The organism is Streptomyces sp. NPDC015171 (assembly GCF_043079545.1).
GTDB lineage: Bacteria > Actinomycetota > Actinomycetes > Streptomycetales > Streptomycetaceae > Streptomyces.
Map to the genome: position 1 here is coordinate 35051 of NZ_JBIBUO010000030.1, position 18023 is coordinate 53073.

Sequence of the window (18023 nt, forward strand, 5' to 3'; positions counted from 1 at the left end):
TGGGGCCCGGACCACCGGGTGCGGCCCGGGAGAAGAGAAGGTGGCGATGGATGCCGAAGCGCAGGAGAGTTTCCGGGATTTCGTGGCCGGCAGATCGTCCGCGCTGCTGAAGACCGCCGTCCTGCTCTGCGGCGGGGACCGCCACGCGGCCGAGGACCTGCTGCAGAACGCGCTGGTCAAGGCGGCCGGGCGGTGGCAGCGCATCGACGAGCCGGAGGCGTACGTCCGGCGGATCCTGTACCGGCAGCAGATCAGCCGCTGGCGGCTGAAGTGGCGCCGGCGCGAGATCACGGTCGCCCAACCGCCGGAGGCCGGCCACACCCCGGACGCCTCGGGCGCGGCCGAGCTGCGGCTGCTGCTGCGCGGCGCGCTGTCCCGGCTCACCGTCCGCCAGCGCACCGTGCTGGTGCTGCGCTACTTCGAGGACCTGCCGGAGGCCGAGGTGGCCCGGGTGCTGGGCTGCTCCGTCGGCACCGTGCGGTCCACCACCCACCGCTCCTTGGCCCGGCTGCGCGAGATCGCGCCCGAGCTGGCGGCCGTCGACCGCCGGCCGCCGCAGCCGTCCCGTGACTTCTCGCCCGTGGAGGTGCGTCCGTGAACGTCGAGGAACTCGTGCGTGAGGCGCTGCGGGAGGAGGCCGACGGGCAGCCGCCGGCCCCGGCGGGCTTCGCCGACCGGGTGCTGGGCGTGCGCAGGCGCCGCCGCACCCGCAGGTTCGTGTCCGTCGCCGCGGCCACCGCCGCCGTGGTCGCCGTCGCCGTGGGGGTGCCGCTGCTGGACTCCGGCCGCGGCCGCGACGTACGGCCGTCGCAGGTGGTGGACTCCCCGGGGATCCAGGCCCACCCGGACCAGTCGCCGCCGCGTGAGCGGATCGGCGCCGGGGACGCCGCGCTGGCCGCCTACTACACGGCGGAGATCCGGCCGCGGACGGCCACCCGGGGCGTGGCGGAGCGTACCTACCGGCTGCTCGACCCCGGGACCGGGCGGTACGAGAAGGACGCCCGCTGGTCCTTCGTCGCCGTCGCCCCGGGCCTGAAGACCGCCGCCGTGCTGGAGCGGGACCTGCCCGCCCGCAGGATCGGCCTGCTCGACCTCGCGACGGGGGAGGTCGAGCGGTGGATCCCGGTCCGGCACGGCGTCGGGGGACTCGCGTTCTCGTACGACGGCACCCGGCTCGTCGCGACGACGTACGGCGAGAACCCCGATCTGAGGACCAGGGAGAAGCTGTTCGACAGCCACGGAAGGGACCGGTGGACGTGGACGGCGGGCTTCGGCGCGTCGAGCCGGTCCGGGTTCTACGACCTCGACGTGGCCTCCGGCGCGGGTTCCTGGAGCCCGGTCGCCTCCGGCCGCGACATCGGCTCCCGCATGGACTTCGCCTACAGCCGCTCCGGCCGGCTGGTGTACGGGCGGTACCTCGGCGGCCGGGACGGCCTGCAGCAGTTCTACGACCTCAACGGGAGGAAGACCGCGGCGCCCGCGAACGAGCGGTACCTGCGGTCGGACGTCCCCGCGCGGCTGTCCCCGAGCGGCGGGCTCGCCGCGCTCGGTCTGGCGAAGGAGGCCGGCGGCTCCCCCGGCCGGTCCTGGTCCTCCGTGCGTGATCCCCGCACGGGCAAGGAGATCACCAAGGTCCGCGGCGGCCACCTGCTCGCCTGGGCCGACGAGAAGCACCTCATCGCCTGGGAGCGGGTGACGAGCCTGGAGGAGGAGTACCGGCCCCGGCTGGTGCTGGTCACGATCGGCAGCGACAAGGTCGTACCGCTCAGCGGTGTCCAGGAGCCGTGGAAGCCGACCGATGTGCGGGAGCCGTGGGAGCCCGTCTTCGCCCGCCGCTGATCAGGGCGCGGTGAGCGCCTCGTACGCCGCCAGCAGCCCGTCGGCCGTCTCCCGGCCGGCGGGCAGCAGTGGTGCGCGGACCGGTCCCGCCGGCAGGCCGAGGCGGGCCAGCAGGGCCTTGGCGGTGACCGTGCCGGGCAGGTCCGCGCCCGTCACCGCCTCGATCAACGGCACGGCCGCAAGCTGGAGTTCCCGCGCCCGCGCGGTGTCGCCGGCGTCGAACGCGGCCAGGACCGCGGCGACATGGGCCGGTACGGCGTTCGCGATAGTGCTCACACAGCCCGCCGCGCCGACCGCGTACAGCGCCAGCACATGTTCGTCGCAGCCCGCGTAGTACGCCAACTCCGTCCGGGCCAGCACCTTCTGGGTGCCGAGGAGGTCGTAGGAGCAGTCCTTGACGGCCACGATCCGCGGGTGCCCGGCGAGCCGGAGCATCGTCTCCGGCTCGATCCGGGTGCCGGTGCGGCCCGGGATGTCGTACAGCATCACCGGGAGCCCGCTCGCGTCGGCGACCCGGCGGAAGTGCTCGGCCACGGCCTCCTGCGGGGGCCGGCTGTAGTACGGCGTCACCACCAGGACGCCGTCGGCGCCCGCCTTCCCGGCCGCGAGCGCCAGCTCCACCGTGTGCCGGGTGTCGGACGTGCCCACGCCCGCGACCAGCGAGGTCCCCGTGCCGACCGCCTCCCGGACGGCTGTGACCAGCCGCGCCTTCTCCGCGTCGGTGGTGGTGGGCGACTCGCCCGTGGTGCCGTTCAGCACCAGGCCGTCGCAGCCTTCCGCCACCAGCCGCGCGGCCAGCCGCTGGGCGCCGTCCAGGTCGAGCGAGCCCGCCTCGGTGAACGGCGTGATCATCGCGCAGAGCGTGCGACCGAACGGCGGGGGCGTGCGCGTATGCGTCATGGGAGTAGTCTCGGCAGCACGTCGATGAAGCTCTACTTAATTTTTCTACGAGGTATTGCTAAGTGATGCTGATGGGTTCTGGCCCTGCGGCCGGAGTCCCTGTGTCCAACTCGGCACCTCATGGGTCACTATGGCCGGAGGGTCACCTGCGTCAGGTCATGGGAGGCACCATGAAGCTCGGCAAGGCACTGGCCACCGGGGTCGCCGAGGAGCGGCAGCCGGTCCGTGAGGAGGAGGCGCCGCTCCCCGAGGAGACCGCCCGCACCGCACCGGCCGAGCCGGCCCGCGAAGAGGTCCCGGCCGCCCGATGAGGCTGCGGCTCCCGGCGGAACGCCCGACGGAGCCGCCGACCGGATACAAGATCGCCCACCCGGTGCTGTCCCAGGACGGCACCCGGGCCGGGTTCACCGGTGTGTCGCTCGGCGGCGCGCTGCCGTACGGCGTGCTCGACGACGCCTCCTGCGTCTACGGCCTGCGGCACCGCCCGCCCGTGCGCCGGTGCGACTGCGGCTTCCACTGCGTGCACGACCGGGCGGCGGCCGAGGCCCTGCTGTGCACCGCCGAACACCGGGGGGCCGTCCTGCTGGAGGTCTCCGTCCTCGGCGCCTACCTGCGCTTCGAGCGCGGCTTCCGCTACGCCCGGCAGCGGGTGCGCACGGCCGCGGCCGGACCCTGCGGCTGCGGCGCCCGGGCGGTCGCGCTGGCCGACGCAGGCTGGGGCCGACCCGGCTGGCGGGTCCTGGCCGCCGTCTGCGCGGGCTGTGTGCGCGGGCGTACGGCCGTCTCGCTCGCGGGGTTCGCCCGGCTGGCCGGGCACGGGCTGCGGATGACCCCTGGGGACGGCGGGGCGGGCGGGGCCGGCGCGGTGGCCGCGGATTCCGGGCTCGCCGCCGATCCCGGGGTGCCCGAACTCGTCGCCGAGGCGGCCCTGTTGCAGGCCCGTCTCGACTGGTTCCAGTCCCAGCTGGCACGCCTGGGCGACCGGGAGGGCGGCGGGCAGGGCTGAGCGCGTCCGGTCCGGGTACCCGTACGTTCCGCACAGCGAGGAGGCGGGACACGATGAAGAACAGCAATCCGCACGGCTCGGGCGCCAAGGGACCCGACGAGCTGCGGCAGCAGTGGGAGCAGGCCCGGGGCCGGCTCGGCGACACCGTCGGCCGGCTGGTGGGCCGCGCCGATATGAAGGGCCGGGCGCAGGCGCGGGCCGCCGACCTGAAGGACAAGGCCGGCGCCATGACCGTGCAGCTGCGCGCCGGGGCCGCCCACGCGGGGCACGGTGTGCAGGACCGGGCGGCCAGGGCCGGCCACCTGATGCAGGACGGCGCCCTGCGGGCCGGGCACCGCACCCAGGAGCGGATGACCGGGGTCGGCCATCTGATGCAGGAGCGGGCCGGGCAGGGCGGGCACGCCCTGCGGGACCGCGCGGCGCACGCCGGTCACGTCGTCCAGGACACCCCGCGGGTGCCGCGGCCGGTACGGGTCGCCGCGGGCGCCGCACTGCGGCACCCCGGGGCCGTGCTGCTCGCGGGCGCCGCGGGGTGCGGCATCGTCATCGCCGCCCTGCGCCGGCGCGGGTCCGGCCGGCGGCGGTGAGGACGGCGGGGCGGGTCCGGCCGCGCCGAGCGCACGGCCGGACCCACCGCCGGATCACGGACGGAACCGCAGCACCTGCGGGTCGTGGTCGCTGATCTGGTCGTTGAACTCCGAGTTGACGTGCACGCTGTCGTACTCGAAGTCGCCGTCGCGGCGGATCGCCGGGCTGATCAGGATCTGGTCCAGGACCTGCTGGTTGCCCTGGTAGTCATACGTGTAACGCTCGCTCTTCGGCAGCGACTTGATCGCCGACCACAGGGCGCCGCCGCCCTCCAGGATCTTCGTGGTGCCGGAGAACTCGAAGTCGTTCATGTCGCCGAGCGCGATGACGTCCGCGTTCTTCTGGGCGGACAGGATGTCCTCGACGAACGCGTTCACCGCGGTCGCCTGGGCGTGCCGCTGGGTCTCCGAGCTGCGCACCGGCGGCTGGTACTGCGCGGTCAGCGCCTGGTCGCCGCCCTTGGAGTTCAGATGGTTGGCGATCACGAAGACGGTACGCCCGCGGAAGACGAACTCGCCGGCCAGCGGCTTGCGGCTGCTCTTCCATGCCTCGTTCGCCGGGTCGACGCGGCCCGGCGAGGTCGTCAACTGCGCCTTGCCGTGCACCTTGGTGACGCCGACCGCGGTGGTCGAGTCGCCGCCCGCGCGGTCCGTGAAGGACACCCGCTCCGGGTTGAACAGGAACACCTGGCGGATGTTGCCGCCGGGCTCGCCGCCGTCCTGGTCGTTGACCGGGTTGATCGAGCGCCAGTCGTAGCGGGGGCCGCCCGCCGCGACGATCGCGTCGATCAGCTTGGTGACCGTCTCGTTCGCGTCGACCGTGCCGTCGTCCTTGGCGCCGTTGTTGTCCTGGATCTCCTCCAGGGACACGATGTCGGGCGACTGGAGGTTGTGCACGATCGCGGAGGCGTGCTGGTCGAAGGTGGCGTCCGACGGGTCGAGGTTCTCCACGTTGTACGTCGCGACGGCCAGCTCGCCGCGCGCCTGCTTGTGCGTGGTCTCCCGCCGCAGCCCGCCGCTCTTCAGCGCGCCCAGCTCGCCGGCGACCAGGGTGTAGCCGCCGAACTGGTTGAAGTCCAGCGGGCCGGTGGTGGCGCCCTCCAGGGTGTCGCCGACGTTCGCCTTCGGGAAGTCGGCGGTCGCGCCGAGCGACTGGATCTGGAGCCGGCCGGTGTTCTGGGAGTCGTAGGAGCCGTACAGCGTGCCACCGCGGTGGGTGCGGTGCTCGCGCGGCTTCACCGTCACCCACAGCTCGGCGTACGGGTCGGTGGCGGTGACCACCCGGGCGTCGGCGACCTGGACGTTCATGCCTTCCAGGGACTCGTAGTAGTCCAGGGCGTACTTCGACGGGTCCAGCGGCAGGCCGTTGACCGAGCCGCTCGCGGCCGTGTCGCCGGCCGGGGTGTACGCGCGCGGCACCGACCTGGCGTCGATCACGGCGGGTGCGGGCACCGCGTTGCCGGTGGAGACGGTGGTGACCGTGGGCTTGGTGATCTCCGTCAGCGACTGGTTGCCGGACGCGGTGCCGCCCGGGACGTACTCGGAGACCGTGCCGGTCACCGTCACCGAGTCGCCGACCGCGGCCTTCGGCGCGGAGCTGGTGAAGACGAACACGCCCTCGCTGGTGGCGGGGTCGGCGTCCGGGGTCGGGTCCTGGAGCCAGAAGCCCTTGGAGGACCCGTAGGTGCGCGTGGCCGTGACGATGCCGGGTACGTCCGCCACCTTCTGCCCGGCGAGCGGGGATATCCGGGTCGTGCCCTGGATGTCGTGGATGCGCACCGAATCGGCGTGCGCGGGCGAGGTGAGGACGACGGCGGACGTCGCGCTGCACACGGCGGCGACGGTGAGCGCGGCGAGGCGCGCTGAAGACCTGCTCGGCAAGGGTTCCCTCCGGGGACATACGTGAGCGCCGGGACGAGGGTGGAACGGGAGCGTGCGGGGCTCGTAGCCCTCAGTGACACGCGCAGAGCCGAGTGAACAGTTGTCCCCCCAACTTCTACGCGCGTCAATCTCCTGCCTGGGCGGGGGAGTTGTCAAGGTTTCGGCCATGGACGGCGGCTTACGGAGAGATGAACCGGGTGGCATGGGTGGAAATCCGTCTAGGCTGAGCGGCTGAGCCCGTATCACGGTCCGAGGAGAACCAGCCGATGTCAGACAGCTCCCCCCTGCCGCCCGCCCGGCTGCACCCCGAAGCGGAGCTGGCCCGCGCCGCGCTGTCCACGCCGCTGCTCTCCCGGGCCGCCCGCCTCGCGCGCTGGGCCGGCCCGGAGACCCGGGTGGACGCGGGCGGCAACCTGGCCGAGGAGCAGCTGCCCGCCGCCGTCGAGCTGCTCGCACTGACCGGTGACGACGCCGCCGCCTACGCCGGCGAGGCCTGGCGGGTGGCCGTGGACGCCGGTCTGGTCGAGATCGAGGACGAGGAGGCCGGCACCGTCCGGGCGGGGGAGGAGCTCGCCGTGCTCACCGGCGGCTCCCCGCGGGACGTGCTCGCCGTCTGGCTGGCCGCCCTGGAGACCGTCCTCGCCGACGCGGCCGTCCCCGATCTGGACGACCTGGTCGACGCGCTGGACGAGAACGGCGAGGTCGATTTCTCGTCACTCGACTGGGACCCGGAGGCCGAGGCGGAGTTCCTCGACGGCGTCCTCGGCAATCTCTACCTGCTCACCGTCAGCGAGGACGGCACCGGCGAGGGCCCCGTCCCGCTGCCCGCCCTCGCCGCCTCCATGATCGTGCCCGACGACATGGGCGAGCCGACCAACGACGTCCTGGAGCAGGTCTCCGACGCGATGATGCGTCTCGACGACCAGTTCCGGGTGCTGGAACCGGTCGGGCTCGTGACGTACCAGCCGGTGGACGAGGCGCTGATGGCCGACGCCGACGAGGAGCCCGCCGCCCCGGTCGACGACACCGACGTCTCCCGCTACGGCATGGTCACGCTCACCCCGCTCGGCGTGTACGGGCTGCGGGCGCGGCTGCTGGAGGCCGGGTTCGAGGCGCCGGCCGTCGGCGAGCTGGCCGACAAGGGCGCGGACGCGCTGCTCGACGGCACCTCCGCTTTCGGCCAGTCCGCCGCCCGGGCGGAGACCGAGCAGTGGCTCACCCGCCGCGAACCGCTCGCCGCGGCCAGGGAGTTGCTGACGGCGGCGCGGGGTGCCGACCCGGGGGCGCCGCTGCGCAGGCTGCGCTGCCAGCAGGCGCTCTCGCTGGTGGGCGACGCGGCCGAACCGGCGCTGCGGGAGGTGCTGGCCGACCCCGAGCTGGGCGGCCTCGCCCGGGTGTGGCTCAGCGAGCGGGGCGCGGCGGGCGTGCCGGCGCCCTCGCAGGAGATGGTGTTCTGGCTGACCATCGACACGGTGGCCGCGCAGCTCCAGGCCGAGGGCAACTCCGATGAGCTCCAGGCCCTGGTGGAGGGGCTGGCCGCGCAGCACGGCGGGTTCTTCGCCGCGGCCTGGCGGGTGGAGCACCCCGCCACCGCCGAGGTGCTGGACGCGATGGGACGGCTGCATCCGGACAAGAAGGTGGCCAAGGAGGCGCGGAAGGCCGCGTTCAAGGCGCGCTCCCAGCAGGGCGGTTGAACCGGCCGGGCCCGCCGGCTCGCTGAGAGTCGCTGAGGTGGGGTGACGCCCGGTCCGCCGTCCGGCGGGCCGGGCGTCGTCGTGTCCGCGGGGCGGCACGGTGCTGTGCCGGGTCCGGCGGTGCGGCCGGCACAGCCGGTGCTTGGGCCGTTCATGGGATGGCGCATACGGGTTCATGGAACCGAAGTCCCCGACGTGGCCGCGCGTTCAGCCCCCGTTCAACGGGCGGCGGAAGCGTGTCCGCCGAACCGGACCCCCCACCCTCCACGGCTCTTCCACCGTCCTCACAGGAGACACCATGTCGCTCACCCGCAGGGACTTCACCAGGAAATCCGCGATCACCGGTGCCGGGGTCGCCCTGGCGGGCAGCGTCGGCGCCCTCGCCACCGCGCCGAACGCCCTCGCCGCCACGGACCACGAGAGCGCCGGGGCCGAGGCCGGGGCCGAGCACGAGGCCGAGTCCGGGCACACGGGCCACCGCCACCGCGGTGTCGGCTACGGCCCGCTGCTCCCCGACCCGGACGGCATCCTCGCCCTGCCCGCCGGCTTCACGTACACGATCGTCACGTACAGCGGCCGGACCAGGCTGGAGTCCGGCGAGTTCACCCCCTCCAACCACGACGGCACGGCCACGTTCGACGGCCCCCGGGGCGCCACCCTCCTCGTCAACAACCACGAGCTGAAGGGCCCGCGCTCCGGCTGGACGCACCCGGTGCCGCTGACCGAGGGCCTGGTCTACGACCCCGCGGCCGCCGGCGGCTGCACGGTGGTCGAGGTCCGCCGCGACCACGTGGCCGAGTGGGTCGGCATCGCGGGCACCTCGCAGAACTGCGCGGGCGGAAGCACCCCCTGGGGCACCTGGCTGACCTGCGAGGAGACCGAGGACAAGGCCGGCAAGAACGGCATGACCAAGGACCACGGCTACGTCTTCGAGGTCGACCCCGCGGACCGCCGGGCCAACCGCGACCCGAAGCCCGTCAAGGCGCTCGGCCGCTACGCCCACGAGGCCGTCGTCGTCGACACCAGGCGCGGCCACCTCTACCTGACCGAGGACGCCGACACCCCGAACGGCCTGTTCTACCGCTGGACCCCGCCGGCCGGCTTCCACCACGGCCGCGGCAGGCTGCGCACCCTCGCCGACGACGCCGGCGTGCTCCAGGCCTTCAAGTGCTTCGACTCCGGCGGCACGTTCGTGGACGACCTGTCCCGCGCCACCAGGATCGGGACCGTCTACGGCGTCGACTGGGTCGACGTCCCCGACCGCGACGCCAGGACCGTCTCGGTGCGCAAGCAGTTCACCGAGGGCCAGGTCACCCGCGCCCGCAAGCTGGAGGGCATGTGGTGGGCCGACGGCGGCACCTACATCGTCTCCTCCTACGCCCGCGAGGAGAGCCCGCTCCAGCACGACGGCCAGGTCTGGTTCTACGACCCCAAGCGCCGCACCCTGACGCTGAAGGTGCTGCTCGGCGTGAACCCGGACCCGTCCGCAGACGGCGCCTTCGACGGCCCGGACAACATCACCGTCTCCCCGTACGGCGGCCTGGTCATCGCCGAGGACGGCGAGGGCGTCCAGCACCTGTTCGGCGCCACCGAGAGCGGCCGGACCTACCCGATCGCCCGCAACGAGCTGAACATCGGCACCGCGCAGGAGCCGGAGTACAGCGAGTTCACCGGCGTCACCTTCTCGCCCGACGGCAGGACCCTGTACGCCAACATCCAGACCCCCGGCATCATGCTCGCCATCACGGGCCCCTGGAAGCGGCAGAAGCGCGCCTGACATCCCGGCGGAATTAAATCGCTCGCCCGTCCCGCGGCTGCCCTCCTAAAGTGATGAACGTCCAGGTGCGAAGGCAGGACCTACTTCCACTGATAATGGGGCGGCCGCGGGTTCGAGTCCCGCCACCGGCACAACGGGCCGGTGTAGCTCAGGGGTCAGAGCACCTTGTCGGTTCCGCCGACTTCGATCTCTGGACACCGGAAACTTCACGCACCTCCCGGTGCGCAGGCTGCGGTTCCTTCTTTCTCAAAGAATCCATCACCGCCGCCGATCTGATCTCGGGAGGCGCGGCATTCGGCGGGTGCCCGGTGCGCAGGCAGCGGATACTTCGGTCACAGCAGGTCGCGGGTTCGAATCCCGTCAGCACCTTCGGGGTGCTGTAGCCCGGTGGTAGAGCAGCTGTATATGTTCCGTCGCCGACTCCTGATCTCGGACGTCCGCCTATTGCTGTGCCTCCCTCCGAAACGCAGACGAATTCGGGGGAATTCACCATGGCGCGATTCAACACACGGGCCTCCAGGGCGCAGCCCGCCTCGGCGGTGACCTCGACCGGCCGCGTGCTGCGGACGTACCAGGGCGGCGCGGGCCAGGAGCGCGAGCCGCGCTCCGAGCTGTTCCTGCTCGCCGTCTCCCATTTCGTCGCGCAGCACACCTTCTACGAGAACGGCGACGACCGCGACGACCGGTTCGTCCGCCTGGTCCGCGACCTCGCCGTCAGCGACCCGGAGTGGACGGCCGCCCTGCTCGGCTGGCTGCGCGGCGAGGGCAACATGCGCACGGCCTCGGTCGTGGGCGCCGCCGAGTACGTGCACGCGCGACTGGCGGCCGGGGCCGCCGGCGGCCCGTCGAACCGCGAGGTCGTGGCCTCCGTGCTGCAGCGCCCGGACGAGCCCGGCGAACTCCTCGCGTACTGGACGTCCCGGTACGGCCGCGCCCTCCCCAAGCCCGTCAAGCGCGGTGTCGCCGACGCCGTACGACGGCTCTACCACGTCAGGTCGCTGCTCAAGTACGACACCGCGTCCAAGGGGTACCGCTTCGGCGACATCCTCAACCTGGTGCACGCCTCGCCGGACCCGGACAAGCCGTGGCAGGGCGATCTGTTCCGGTACGCGCTCGACCGGCGGCACCACCCGGACACCGCCGAGCCGCCCGCGTCGCTTCCGGCGCTCGCCCTGCGCCGCGAGCTGACGGAGCTGCCCGTCGAGCGGCGGCGGGCGGTCGTCACCTCGCCCGACGGTGCCGAGCGGCTGGCGGCGGCCGGCATCACCTGGGAGGCGCTGGCCGGCTGGCTCCAGGGACCGATGGACAAGGCGGCCTGGGAGGCCGTGATTCCGTCCATGGGCGCCATGGCGCTGGTGCGCAACCTGCGCAACTTCGACGAGGCGGGTGTCTCGGACGAGGTCGCCGCCGAGGTCGCCGCGAAGATCAGCGACCCGCAGGAGGTGCGCCGCTCACGGCAGTTCCCCTTCCGCTACCTGGCCGCGTACCAGCACGCGCCCTCGCTGCGCTGGTCCTACCCGCTGGAGCGGGCGCTCGGCCACTCGCTGGCCAACGTGCCCGCGCTGCCGGGCCGGACGCTCATCCTGGTCGACCGCTCGGGTTCGATGTTCTGGTCGCAGGTCTCCGACCGCGCCCAGCTCACCCGGGCCGACGCCGCGGCGGTCTTCGGCACGGCGCTCGCGCTGCGGGCGGCGGACGCCGACCTGGTCCAGTTCGGCTCGACCAGCGGCCGGGTCGCGTTCCGCACGGGCGAGTCGGTGCTGAAGATCCTGGAGCGCTTCGGCGACCTGGGCGGCACGGACACCACCGAGGCGGTGCGCCGGCACTACCGCGGACACGACCGCGTGCTGATCGTCACCGACGAGCAGTACACCGCGCACCGGCACGGCGACCCGACCGCCCAGGTCCCGGACCGGGTCCCGGTCTACACCTGGAACCTGGAGGGCTACCGGGCGGGCCACGGCCCGGCGGGCACGGGCAACCGGCACACCTTCGGCGGCCTCTCCGACGCGGCGTTCCGCATGGTCGCCCTGCTGGAGAGCGGCCGGGAAGGCCGCTGGCCCTGGCTCGTCTGAGCGGCCGGAGACGGCCCGCGGGACCGGGGCCCGGGGGACGGCGGGCTAGGGCCGCCCCCGTCCGTGCTCGGTAGGATGCGGAGAGAGTCCACGGTTTCGAGGAGTGAGTGGATGACGCGGGCCAGACCCATGCGTGCGGACGCTCGGCGCAACTACGAGCGGCTGCTGAAGGCGGCGGCGGAGGCCTTCGCCGAGCATGGGGAGAACGCGTCGCTCGACGACATCGCCAAGCGGGCGGGCGTCGGCTCGGGCACGCTCTACCGGCACTTCCCGACCCGGCAGGCGCTGCTGGAGGCGGCGTACGTGGACCGGATCGAGGCGCTGGGGACGCGCGCCGACGAGCTGGCGGAGGAACTGCCGCCCGGCGAGGCCCTGACGGAATGGCTGTACGAGCTGTGCGTCCGCACCCTTCAGGTGCGCGGCATGAAGGCGCTGCTCGGTTCGGCCGTCACGGACGGGAGCGCGGTGGCGCCCACGGTGTGCGGGACCACGGTGAAGGGCGCGATGGCCCGGCTGGTGGCCGCCGCGCAGGCCGAGGGGTCGCTCCGCGGCGATGTGGAGTCCATCGAGGTGCTCCGGCTGGCCCACGGGGTGGGGTCGGCGGCGGAGCTGGCGGGGGCGGGGGAGCCGGAGATCCGGCGCTATCTGTCGCTGCTGACGGAGGGGCTGCGCGCCGGCTGACGCGGCCGCGCCCCAGCCGATCCGGCTGGGGCGCGGCGCCCGCCGCGGTGTGCCGGCGCTGCGGCTACAGCGCCCTGGCGCCCGGGTCCACCATGTTCCGGACCGTCCTGGCCTTGACGAAGTCGCCCAGGGCCGTCATGTCCCACTCGCCGGAGAACTGGCGGACGAGCTTGGCCATCAGGACGCCCGTCTGGGGCTCGGCGCCGGTGAGGTCGAAGCGGACCAGCTCCTCGCCGGTGGCCGCGTCGATCAGCCGGCAGTACGCCTTGGCGACCTCGGTGAACTTCTGGCCGGAGAAGGAGTTGACCGTGAAGACCAGGCCGGTGACCTCCTGCGGGAGGCGGCCGAGGTCGACCACGATGACCTCGTCGTCGCCCCCGCCCTCACCGGTGAGGTTGTCGCCGGAGTGCTTGACCGCGCCGTTCAGGATCGACAGCTTGCCGAAGTAGCAGCTGTCGATGGCGTTGCGCTGCGGGCCGTAGGCGATGACCGAGGCGTCCAGGTCGATGTCCCGGCCCCGGAACGCGGGCTCCCAGCCGAGGCCCATCCGCACCTGGGAGAGGAGCGGCCGGCCGCCCTTGACGAGGGAGACGGTCTGGTTCTTCTGGAGGCTGACCCGGCCCTTGTCCAGGTTGATCTTCCCGGCGCCCGGCACCGGAGCGGGCGGCGGGGCCACCGGCTGCGGCGGGGCGGAGGGCGCGGCCACCGGCTGCGGCGGGGCGGTGGGCTGCGGCGGGGCGGCGGGTGCGGCGGTGGGCTGCGGCGGGGCGGCGGGTGCGGCGGTGGGCTGCGGCGGGGCGGCGGGCGCCGCCGGGGCCGCCGCGGGCTCCTCCACCGTCACGCCGAAGTCGGTCGCGATGCCCGCGAGCCCGTTGGCGTACCCCTGGCCGACGGCGCGTGCCTTCCACTGGTCGCCCCGGCGGTAGATCTCCACGATCACCAGCGCGGTCTCGGTGCCGAGCTGGGGCGGGGTGAACGAGGCCAGCGCGGCACCGCCGTCCGCGTCCCGGACCGTGGCCGTCGGCTCGATGCCCTGGAAGGTCTGGCCGGCCGCGTCCGGGCTGGCCGTGACGACGATCTTCTCGATCTCCGGCGGGACGGCGGCGGTGTCGACCGTGATCGCGTCCGGGGCCGTGCCGCCGCCGGAGCGGTACGTCACGCCCGGGCCCGCCGGCTGGTTGTAGAAGATGAAGTCGTCGTCGGAACGCACCTTGCCGTCGGCGGTGAGCAGCAGGCCCGACACGTCGAGCCGCACCGGAGCGGTGACGTCCACCGTCACGCGCGCGGCCGAGAGAGGGATGTTCGAGCCAGGGGTCATAGCTGTCATGCCGGGTGAACGAACGACATCGCTTTACCGTTCCCTTACCAGCCGAACGGCTTACGCCTTCTTGTCGCGCCCGCCGCCGAACGGGTTCACGGCACCACCACAATCTTCCGGCCCACGCCCGCCGCGAACTGCTCCAGCGCCTGCGGGTAGCGCTCCAGCGGGATCCGGTCGCTGATGAACACCTCGGGGTCCAGCACACCGTTGGCGAACAGCTCCGCCGCCCGCTCGAAGCTGTGCAGCACCGCCATGGAGCCGGTGATGGTGATCTCCTGGTTGTAGATCCGGTACGGGTCGATGGCCACGCGCGTCGCGTAGTCGGCCACCCCGAACTGCAGGAAGGTGCCCGCCTTCGCCACCCGGCCGAGGCCGTCCTGGATCGCCGCCGCGTTGCCGGTCGCGTCCACCACCACGTCCCAGCCCTGCGGCCGGTCCAGCTCGTCCGCGCCGCCCGCCGCGCCCGAGACGCCGAGCCGGCGGGCCGTCTCCAGCCGGGCCGGGTTGACGTCCACCACGTCCACGCGGGCCGCTCCGGTCCGCTTGGCCAGCTCCAGCATCATCAGGCCCATGGTCCCGGAGCCGTAGATCAGCACATGGGCGCCGAGGCGGGAACGGAGCACGTCGTAGCCGCGCACCGCGCAGGACAGGGGTTCCACCAGGGCCGCGTCCTCGGTGCGCACGTGCTCGGGCAGCTTGACGCAGTTCGCCACGGGGGCCACCGCGTACCGGGCCGCCCCGCCGGCGGTGGTCACCCCGATCGCGGCCCAGCGCTCGCACAGGTTGTTGTGCCCGGTGCGGCAGTACCGGCACTCGTAGCAGTACAGGGAGGGATCCACGGCGACGCGGTCGCCGACGGCCGCCTCGGTGACCTGGGTGCCGACGGCGACGATCTCGCCGGCGAACTCGTGCCCGGGGACGATCGGCAGCTTGGGCGCGAACTCGCCCTGGAGGATGTGCAGGTCGGTGCCGCACAGGCCGCACGCGGCGACCTCGACGACGACCTCGCGGGGCCCTGGCGTCGGGTCGGGGACCTCGGTGACGACGGCACGGCCCACGGACTCGATGACGGCGGCCTTCATTTCACGGCTCCCAACGACAGGCCCTGGACCAGCTTGTCCTGGGCGGCGAACCCCGCGGCGAGCACCGGCAGGGAGATGACGAGCGACGCGGCGCACACCTTGGCCAGGAACAGGCCCTGGCTGGTGATGAAGCCGGTCAGGAAGACGGGGGCGGTCTCGGCGACCACGCCCGTGAGGACCCGGGCGAACAGCAGCTCGTTCCAGCTGAAGATGAAGCAGATCAGGGCCGTGGCGGCGATGCCGGGCAGGGCGATCGGGGCCACCACGCGGGCCAGCACGGTCGGCAGCCGGGCGCCGTCGATCTGCGCCGCCTCGATCACCGCGACCGGCACCTCGGCGAGGAAGGACTGCATCATCCACACCGCGATCGGCAGGTTCATGGAGGTGTAGAGGATGACCAGGAACCAGATGTTGTCGAGCATCCCGGTGTTCTTCGCGAACAGGTAGATCGGCAGCAGGCCGGCCACCACGGGCAGCATCTTCGTGGACAGGAAGAAGAACAGGACGTCCGTCCACTTCCTGACCCGCCGGACCGACAGGGCGTAGGCCGCGGGCAGGGCGAGGAGCAGGACGCAGACGGTCGAGGCCACCGACGCGACCGTCGAGTTGATCAGCGAGGGCCAGGGGCTCGCGCCGCCGCCGCTGCCGAAGAACTCCCGGTAGCCGTCCAGGGTGAGGGCGGCGCCGAAGGAGGGCGGGTTGGTCGCCGCGTCCGCCTCGGAGTGGAAGGACGTCAGCGCCATCCAGGCGATGGGCAGGAAGAAGACGATGCCGGCCAGCCAGGCCGTCAGGCCGAGCCCGAGACCCCGGTGCCTTCTGATCGTCGTGCCGATGCCGCTCATGCGCGGGACGCCTCCTCGCGGAACAGGGACGACACCACGCGCAGGGCGAAGGTCGCGATGATGATCGAGCCGATGACCACCAGGACGCCGGCGGCCGAGGCGAGGCCGTTCTCATGGGCCTGGTAGAAGCTCTGGTAGACGGTGTAGGGCAGGTTGGCGGTGCCCAGGCCGCCGGAGGTGATCGTGAAGACCGCGTCGAAGTTCTGGACGATGTAGATCGAGCCCAGCAGGGCGCCGAGTTCGAGATAGCGGCGCAGGTGCGGGAGCGTCAGATGGCGGAAGACCTGCCAGTCGTTCGCGCCGTCCACCCGCGCGGCCTCGATCTGCTCGGGGTCCCGGCTCTGCAGTCCGGCGAGCAGGATCAGCATCATGAACGGCGTCCACTGCCACACCAGGGAGACTTCGACCGCGAGCAGCGGCGTACGGGAGATCCAGTCGGGCTGCGGGCCGCCGACATAGTGCAACAGGCCGTTGAGCAGGCCGTACTCGGGGTTGTAGAGGACGTGCTTCCAGAGCAGGGCCGCGGCCACCGGGACCACGAGGAACGGGGCGATCAGCAGGGTGCGGACGATGCCCCGGCCGCGGAACCTGTGGTCGAGGAGGAGCGCGAGCGCCAGGCCGAGGACCAGGCTGGCCAGGACCACCGTCACCGTGAGCAGGACGGTCGTCCAGACCGAGTGGCGCAGGTCCGCGTCGGTCAGGACCTGGCGGTAGTTGTCGAGCCCGGTGAAGTGGCGGGCCTTGGGATAGAGGGCGTTCCAGTCGAAGAAGGAGATCACCAGCGTGGCCACGAAGGGCAGCTGGGTCACCACGATCATGAAGACGAGGGCGGGCAGGAGGGGGGCCCGGGTGGCCCAGGCGCGCAGGCGGGGGGAGGGCCGCCGGGGGGCGCGTTCCGGTGTCGCCGCCCAGCGGGCTGTCGTCGCGGTCATCGTCCCTCGTACTCCTTGGAGATCTTCTCGGCGAGCTGCTGGGACTTGTCCAGGGCCGACTCGACGGACTGGCGTCCGGCGATGGCCGCACTGATCTCCTGGGAGACCTTGGTGCCGAGATCGGTGAACTCGGGGATGTCGACGAACTGGATGCCGGGCGCCGGGCGCGGCTGTACGCCGGGGTCGTTCGGGCGGGCGCCCTCGATGGCGTCCTTGGTCATCTCCTGGAAGGCGGCGGCCGACTCGCGGTAGTCGGCGTTGGTGTACGTCGAGGCCCGCTTGCCCGCGGGGACGTCGGACCAGCCGCTGGTCTCGCCGACCAGCCGCTCGTACTCCTTGCCGGAGGCCCAGGAGACGAACTTCCAGGCCTTGTCCGGATTGCGGGAGGCCTTCTGGATGCCCCAGGCCCAGGTGTAGAGCCAGCCGGAGGACCTGGTCCGCTCGACGGGCGCGGGGGCGTAGCCGAGCTTGCCCTTGACGGGGGAGCCCTTCGCCTCCAGCAGGCCGGCCGCCGAGGTGGCGTCGTACCACATGGCGGCCTTGCCCTGGGTCATGTTGTTGAGGCACTCGGCGAAGCCGGACTGGGCGGCACCGGACTCGCCGTGGCTCCGGACGAGGCCGACATAGAACTTCGTCGCCTTCTCGAAGGCGGGGGAGTCCAGCCGCGCCTTCCAGTCCTTGTCGAACCAGGTGCCGCCGAAGGTGTTCACGACCGTGGTGAGCGGCGCCATCAGCTCGCCCCAGCCGGGCAGGCCGCGCAGGCAGATGCCGCGCATGCCGGGCCGTGCGCCGTCCGCCCGGGCGGCGAGGTCGGCCACCTGCCGCCAGGTGGGGTGCGCCGGCATCGTCAGGCCCTTGGCGGCGAAGACGTCCTTGCGGTACATGAGGAAGGACGACTCGCCGTAGAAGGGCTGGCCGTACAGTTTGCCGTCGTTGCCGGTCAGGGACTCGCGCATCGGCTTGAGGACGTCCTGCTCGTCGTAGCCCGGGTCCTTCGCGACGTACGGGTCCATCGCGTGCAGCCAGCCGTTGCGGGCGTAGATCGGTATCTCGTAGTTGGACAGCGTGGCGACGTCGTACTGGCCGGCCTGGTTGGCGAAGTCCTGGCTGATCTTGTCGCGGACGTCGTTCTCGGGCAGGACCGTGAAGTTGACCTTGATGCCCGTCTCCTTGGTGAAGTGGGCGGCGGTCAGCTTCTGCAACTCGGTCATCTGCGGGTTGTTCACCATCAGGACGTTGATGGAGTCGCCGCCTGAACCGGACCCGCCCGCACCGGCCCAGCAGCCGGAGAGCAGCGGGGCGAGCAGCGTCCCTGCGGCGGCCATGGCGAGCCTGGCTCGCGGCCTCCGTCGGCTCGGGGTTCGCATGGATCGCTCCTGGATTTATGGGGATATAGAGGGCATCGA

The 18023-nt window shown here is 72.7% G+C and carries 16 protein-coding genes and 1 tRNA gene; 10 read left to right on the forward strand and 7 right to left on the reverse strand.

Translation table 11 applies throughout. The features are described from left to right. Positions 1 to 46: 46 nt before the first annotated feature. Together ACF073_RS39800 and ACF073_RS39805 are read left to right on the forward strand one after the other, a co-directional pair. Positions 47 to 598, forward strand: coding sequence for a SigE family RNA polymerase sigma factor (locus tag ACF073_RS39800; protein WP_392076416.1), 552 nt, complete (start codon positions 47 to 49; stop codon positions 596 to 598). Continuing rightward, positions 595 to 1839: a WD40 repeat domain-containing protein gene (locus ACF073_RS39805; protein WP_392076417.1), complete on the forward strand. Its 1245-nt coding sequence runs from the start codon at positions 595 to 597 to the stop codon at positions 1837 to 1839. Before ACF073_RS39800 ends, ACF073_RS39805 begins: the two co-directional genes overlap by 4 nt. Here the strand turns inward: ACF073_RS39805 and dapA are convergent, their stop codons facing one another. After that, on the reverse strand, positions 1840 to 2739 hold the full coding sequence (gene dapA, locus ACF073_RS39810) for a 4-hydroxy-tetrahydrodipicolinate synthase (RefSeq protein ID WP_392076418.1): 900 nt from the start codon (positions 2737 to 2739) through the stop codon (positions 1840 to 1842). It lies immediately after the preceding gene. Between the two features lie 170 nt (positions 2740 to 2909). Here dapA and ACF073_RS39815 point away from each other — a divergent pair, with 170 nt between their 5' ends. From ACF073_RS39815 to ACF073_RS39825, 3 genes are read left to right on the forward strand one after another with little or no spacing between them, the layout of a single operon-like run. After that, positions 2910 to 3050, forward strand: a complete 141-nt coding sequence (locus ACF073_RS39815; protein ID WP_392076419.1) for a hypothetical protein — start codon at positions 2910 to 2912, stop codon at positions 3048 to 3050. Then, complete coding sequence (locus ACF073_RS39820) at positions 3047 to 3745, forward strand: hypothetical protein (RefSeq protein WP_392076420.1); 699 nt, start codon at positions 3047 to 3049, stop codon at positions 3743 to 3745. The genes ACF073_RS39815 and ACF073_RS39820 overlap by 4 nt, the downstream gene beginning before the upstream one ends. 53 nt (positions 3746 to 3798) lie before the next feature. Then, on the forward strand, positions 3799 to 4332 hold the full coding sequence (locus ACF073_RS39825) for a DUF3618 domain-containing protein (RefSeq protein WP_392076421.1): 534 nt from the start codon (positions 3799 to 3801) through the stop codon (positions 4330 to 4332). 54 nt (positions 4333 to 4386) lie between these two features. Here the strand turns inward: ACF073_RS39825 and ACF073_RS39830 are convergent, their stop codons facing one another. Further along, positions 4387 to 6213 (reverse strand): endonuclease/exonuclease/phosphatase family protein, encoded by a 1827-nt coding sequence (locus tag ACF073_RS39830; protein ID WP_392076422.1) that lies wholly within the window; start codon positions 6211 to 6213, stop codon positions 4387 to 4389. 266 nt (positions 6214 to 6479) lie between these two features. On the opposite strand from ACF073_RS39830, the gene ACF073_RS39835 reads away from it, so the two are divergent. From ACF073_RS39835 to ACF073_RS39855, 5 genes are all read left to right on the forward strand, one after another. Continuing rightward, on the forward strand, positions 6480 to 7907 hold the full coding sequence (locus ACF073_RS39835) for a hypothetical protein (protein WP_392076423.1): 1428 nt from the start codon (positions 6480 to 6482) through the stop codon (positions 7905 to 7907). A 298-nt stretch (positions 7908 to 8205) separates the two neighbouring features. Further along, the gene (locus ACF073_RS39840) at positions 8206 to 9684 is read left to right on the forward strand and encodes an alkaline phosphatase PhoX (RefSeq protein ID WP_392076424.1); all 1479 of its coding nucleotides are present in this window, start codon (positions 8206 to 8208) and stop codon (positions 9682 to 9684) included. Between the two features lie 58 nt (positions 9685 to 9742). After that, positions 9743 to 9812: transfer RNA gene (locus tag ACF073_RS39845), tRNA-Ile, on the forward strand. 363 nt (positions 9813 to 10175) lie between these two features. Continuing rightward, on the forward strand, positions 10176 to 11759 hold the full coding sequence (locus ACF073_RS39850; RefSeq protein ID WP_392076425.1) for a TROVE domain-containing protein: 1584 nt from the start codon (positions 10176 to 10178) through the stop codon (positions 11757 to 11759). Between the two features lie 111 nt (positions 11760 to 11870). Beyond that, positions 11871 to 12440, forward strand: coding sequence for a TetR/AcrR family transcriptional regulator (locus ACF073_RS39855; RefSeq protein WP_392076426.1), 570 nt, complete (start codon positions 11871 to 11873; stop codon positions 12438 to 12440). 64 nt (positions 12441 to 12504) lie between these two features. Here the strand turns inward: ACF073_RS39855 and ACF073_RS39860 are convergent, their stop codons facing one another. The 5 genes from ACF073_RS39860 to ACF073_RS39880 form a co-directional block, all read right to left on the reverse strand. Beyond that, entirely contained in the window at positions 12505 to 13758 is a 1254-nt protein-coding gene (locus tag ACF073_RS39860; protein ID WP_392076455.1) for a TerD family protein, read from the reverse strand. Between the two features lie 95 nt (positions 13759 to 13853). Then, on the reverse strand, positions 13854 to 14843 hold the full coding sequence (locus ACF073_RS39865; protein ID WP_392076427.1) for a zinc-dependent alcohol dehydrogenase family protein: 990 nt from the start codon (positions 14841 to 14843) through the stop codon (positions 13854 to 13856). Then, positions 14840 to 15685: a carbohydrate ABC transporter permease gene (locus ACF073_RS39870; protein WP_392076428.1), complete on the reverse strand. Its 846-nt coding sequence runs from the start codon at positions 15683 to 15685 to the stop codon at positions 14840 to 14842. Before ACF073_RS39870 ends, ACF073_RS39865 begins: the two co-directional genes overlap by 4 nt. Further along, positions 15682 to 16617: a carbohydrate ABC transporter permease gene (locus ACF073_RS39875; RefSeq protein WP_392076429.1), complete on the reverse strand. Its 936-nt coding sequence runs from the start codon at positions 16615 to 16617 to the stop codon at positions 15682 to 15684. Before ACF073_RS39875 ends, ACF073_RS39870 begins: the two co-directional genes overlap by 4 nt. Beyond that, entirely contained in the window at positions 16614 to 17984 is a 1371-nt protein-coding gene (locus ACF073_RS39880; RefSeq protein WP_392076430.1) for an ABC transporter substrate-binding protein, read from the reverse strand. Before ACF073_RS39880 ends, ACF073_RS39875 begins: the two co-directional genes overlap by 4 nt. Positions 17985 to 18023: the final 39 nt, after the last annotated feature.

Bases quoted from the DNA above. Each gene is read 5' to 3' on its own strand.
- ACF073_RS39800 (WP_392076416.1), top strand. From the start codon at position 47: ATGGATGCCGAAGCGCAGGAGAGTTTCCGGGATTTCGTGGCCGGCAGA.
- dapA (WP_392076418.1), bottom strand. From the start codon at position 2,739: ATGACGCATACGCGCACGCCCCCGCCGTTCGGTCGCACGCTCTGCGCG.
- ACF073_RS39815 (WP_392076419.1), top strand. From the start codon at position 2,910: ATGAAGCTCGGCAAGGCACTGGCCACCGGGGTCGCCGAGGAGCGGCAG.
- ACF073_RS39820 (WP_392076420.1), top strand. From the start codon at position 3,047: ATGAGGCTGCGGCTCCCGGCGGAACGCCCGACGGAGCCGCCGACCGGA.
- ACF073_RS39825 (WP_392076421.1), top strand. From the start codon at position 3,799: ATGAAGAACAGCAATCCGCACGGCTCGGGCGCCAAGGGACCCGACGAG.
- ACF073_RS39835 (WP_392076423.1), top strand. From the start codon at position 6,480: ATGTCAGACAGCTCCCCCCTGCCGCCCGCCCGGCTGCACCCCGAAGCG.
- ACF073_RS39840 (WP_392076424.1), top strand. From the start codon at position 8,206: ATGTCGCTCACCCGCAGGGACTTCACCAGGAAATCCGCGATCACCGGT.
- ACF073_RS39850 (WP_392076425.1), top strand. From the start codon at position 10,176: ATGGCGCGATTCAACACACGGGCCTCCAGGGCGCAGCCCGCCTCGGCG.
- ACF073_RS39855 (WP_392076426.1), top strand. From the start codon at position 11,871: ATGACGCGGGCCAGACCCATGCGTGCGGACGCTCGGCGCAACTACGAG.
- ACF073_RS39860 (WP_392076455.1), bottom strand. From the start codon at position 13,758: ATGACCCCTGGCTCGAACATCCCTCTCTCGGCCGCGCGCGTGACGGTG.
- ACF073_RS39865 (WP_392076427.1), bottom strand. From the start codon at position 14,843: ATGAAGGCCGCCGTCATCGAGTCCGTGGGCCGTGCCGTCGTCACCGAG.
- ACF073_RS39870 (WP_392076428.1), bottom strand. From the start codon at position 15,685: ATGAGCGGCATCGGCACGACGATCAGAAGGCACCGGGGTCTCGGGCTC.
- ACF073_RS39875 (WP_392076429.1), bottom strand. From the start codon at position 16,617: ATGACCGCGACGACAGCCCGCTGGGCGGCGACACCGGAACGCGCCCCC.
- ACF073_RS39880 (WP_392076430.1), bottom strand. From the start codon at position 17,984: ATGCGAACCCCGAGCCGACGGAGGCCGCGAGCCAGGCTCGCCATGGCC.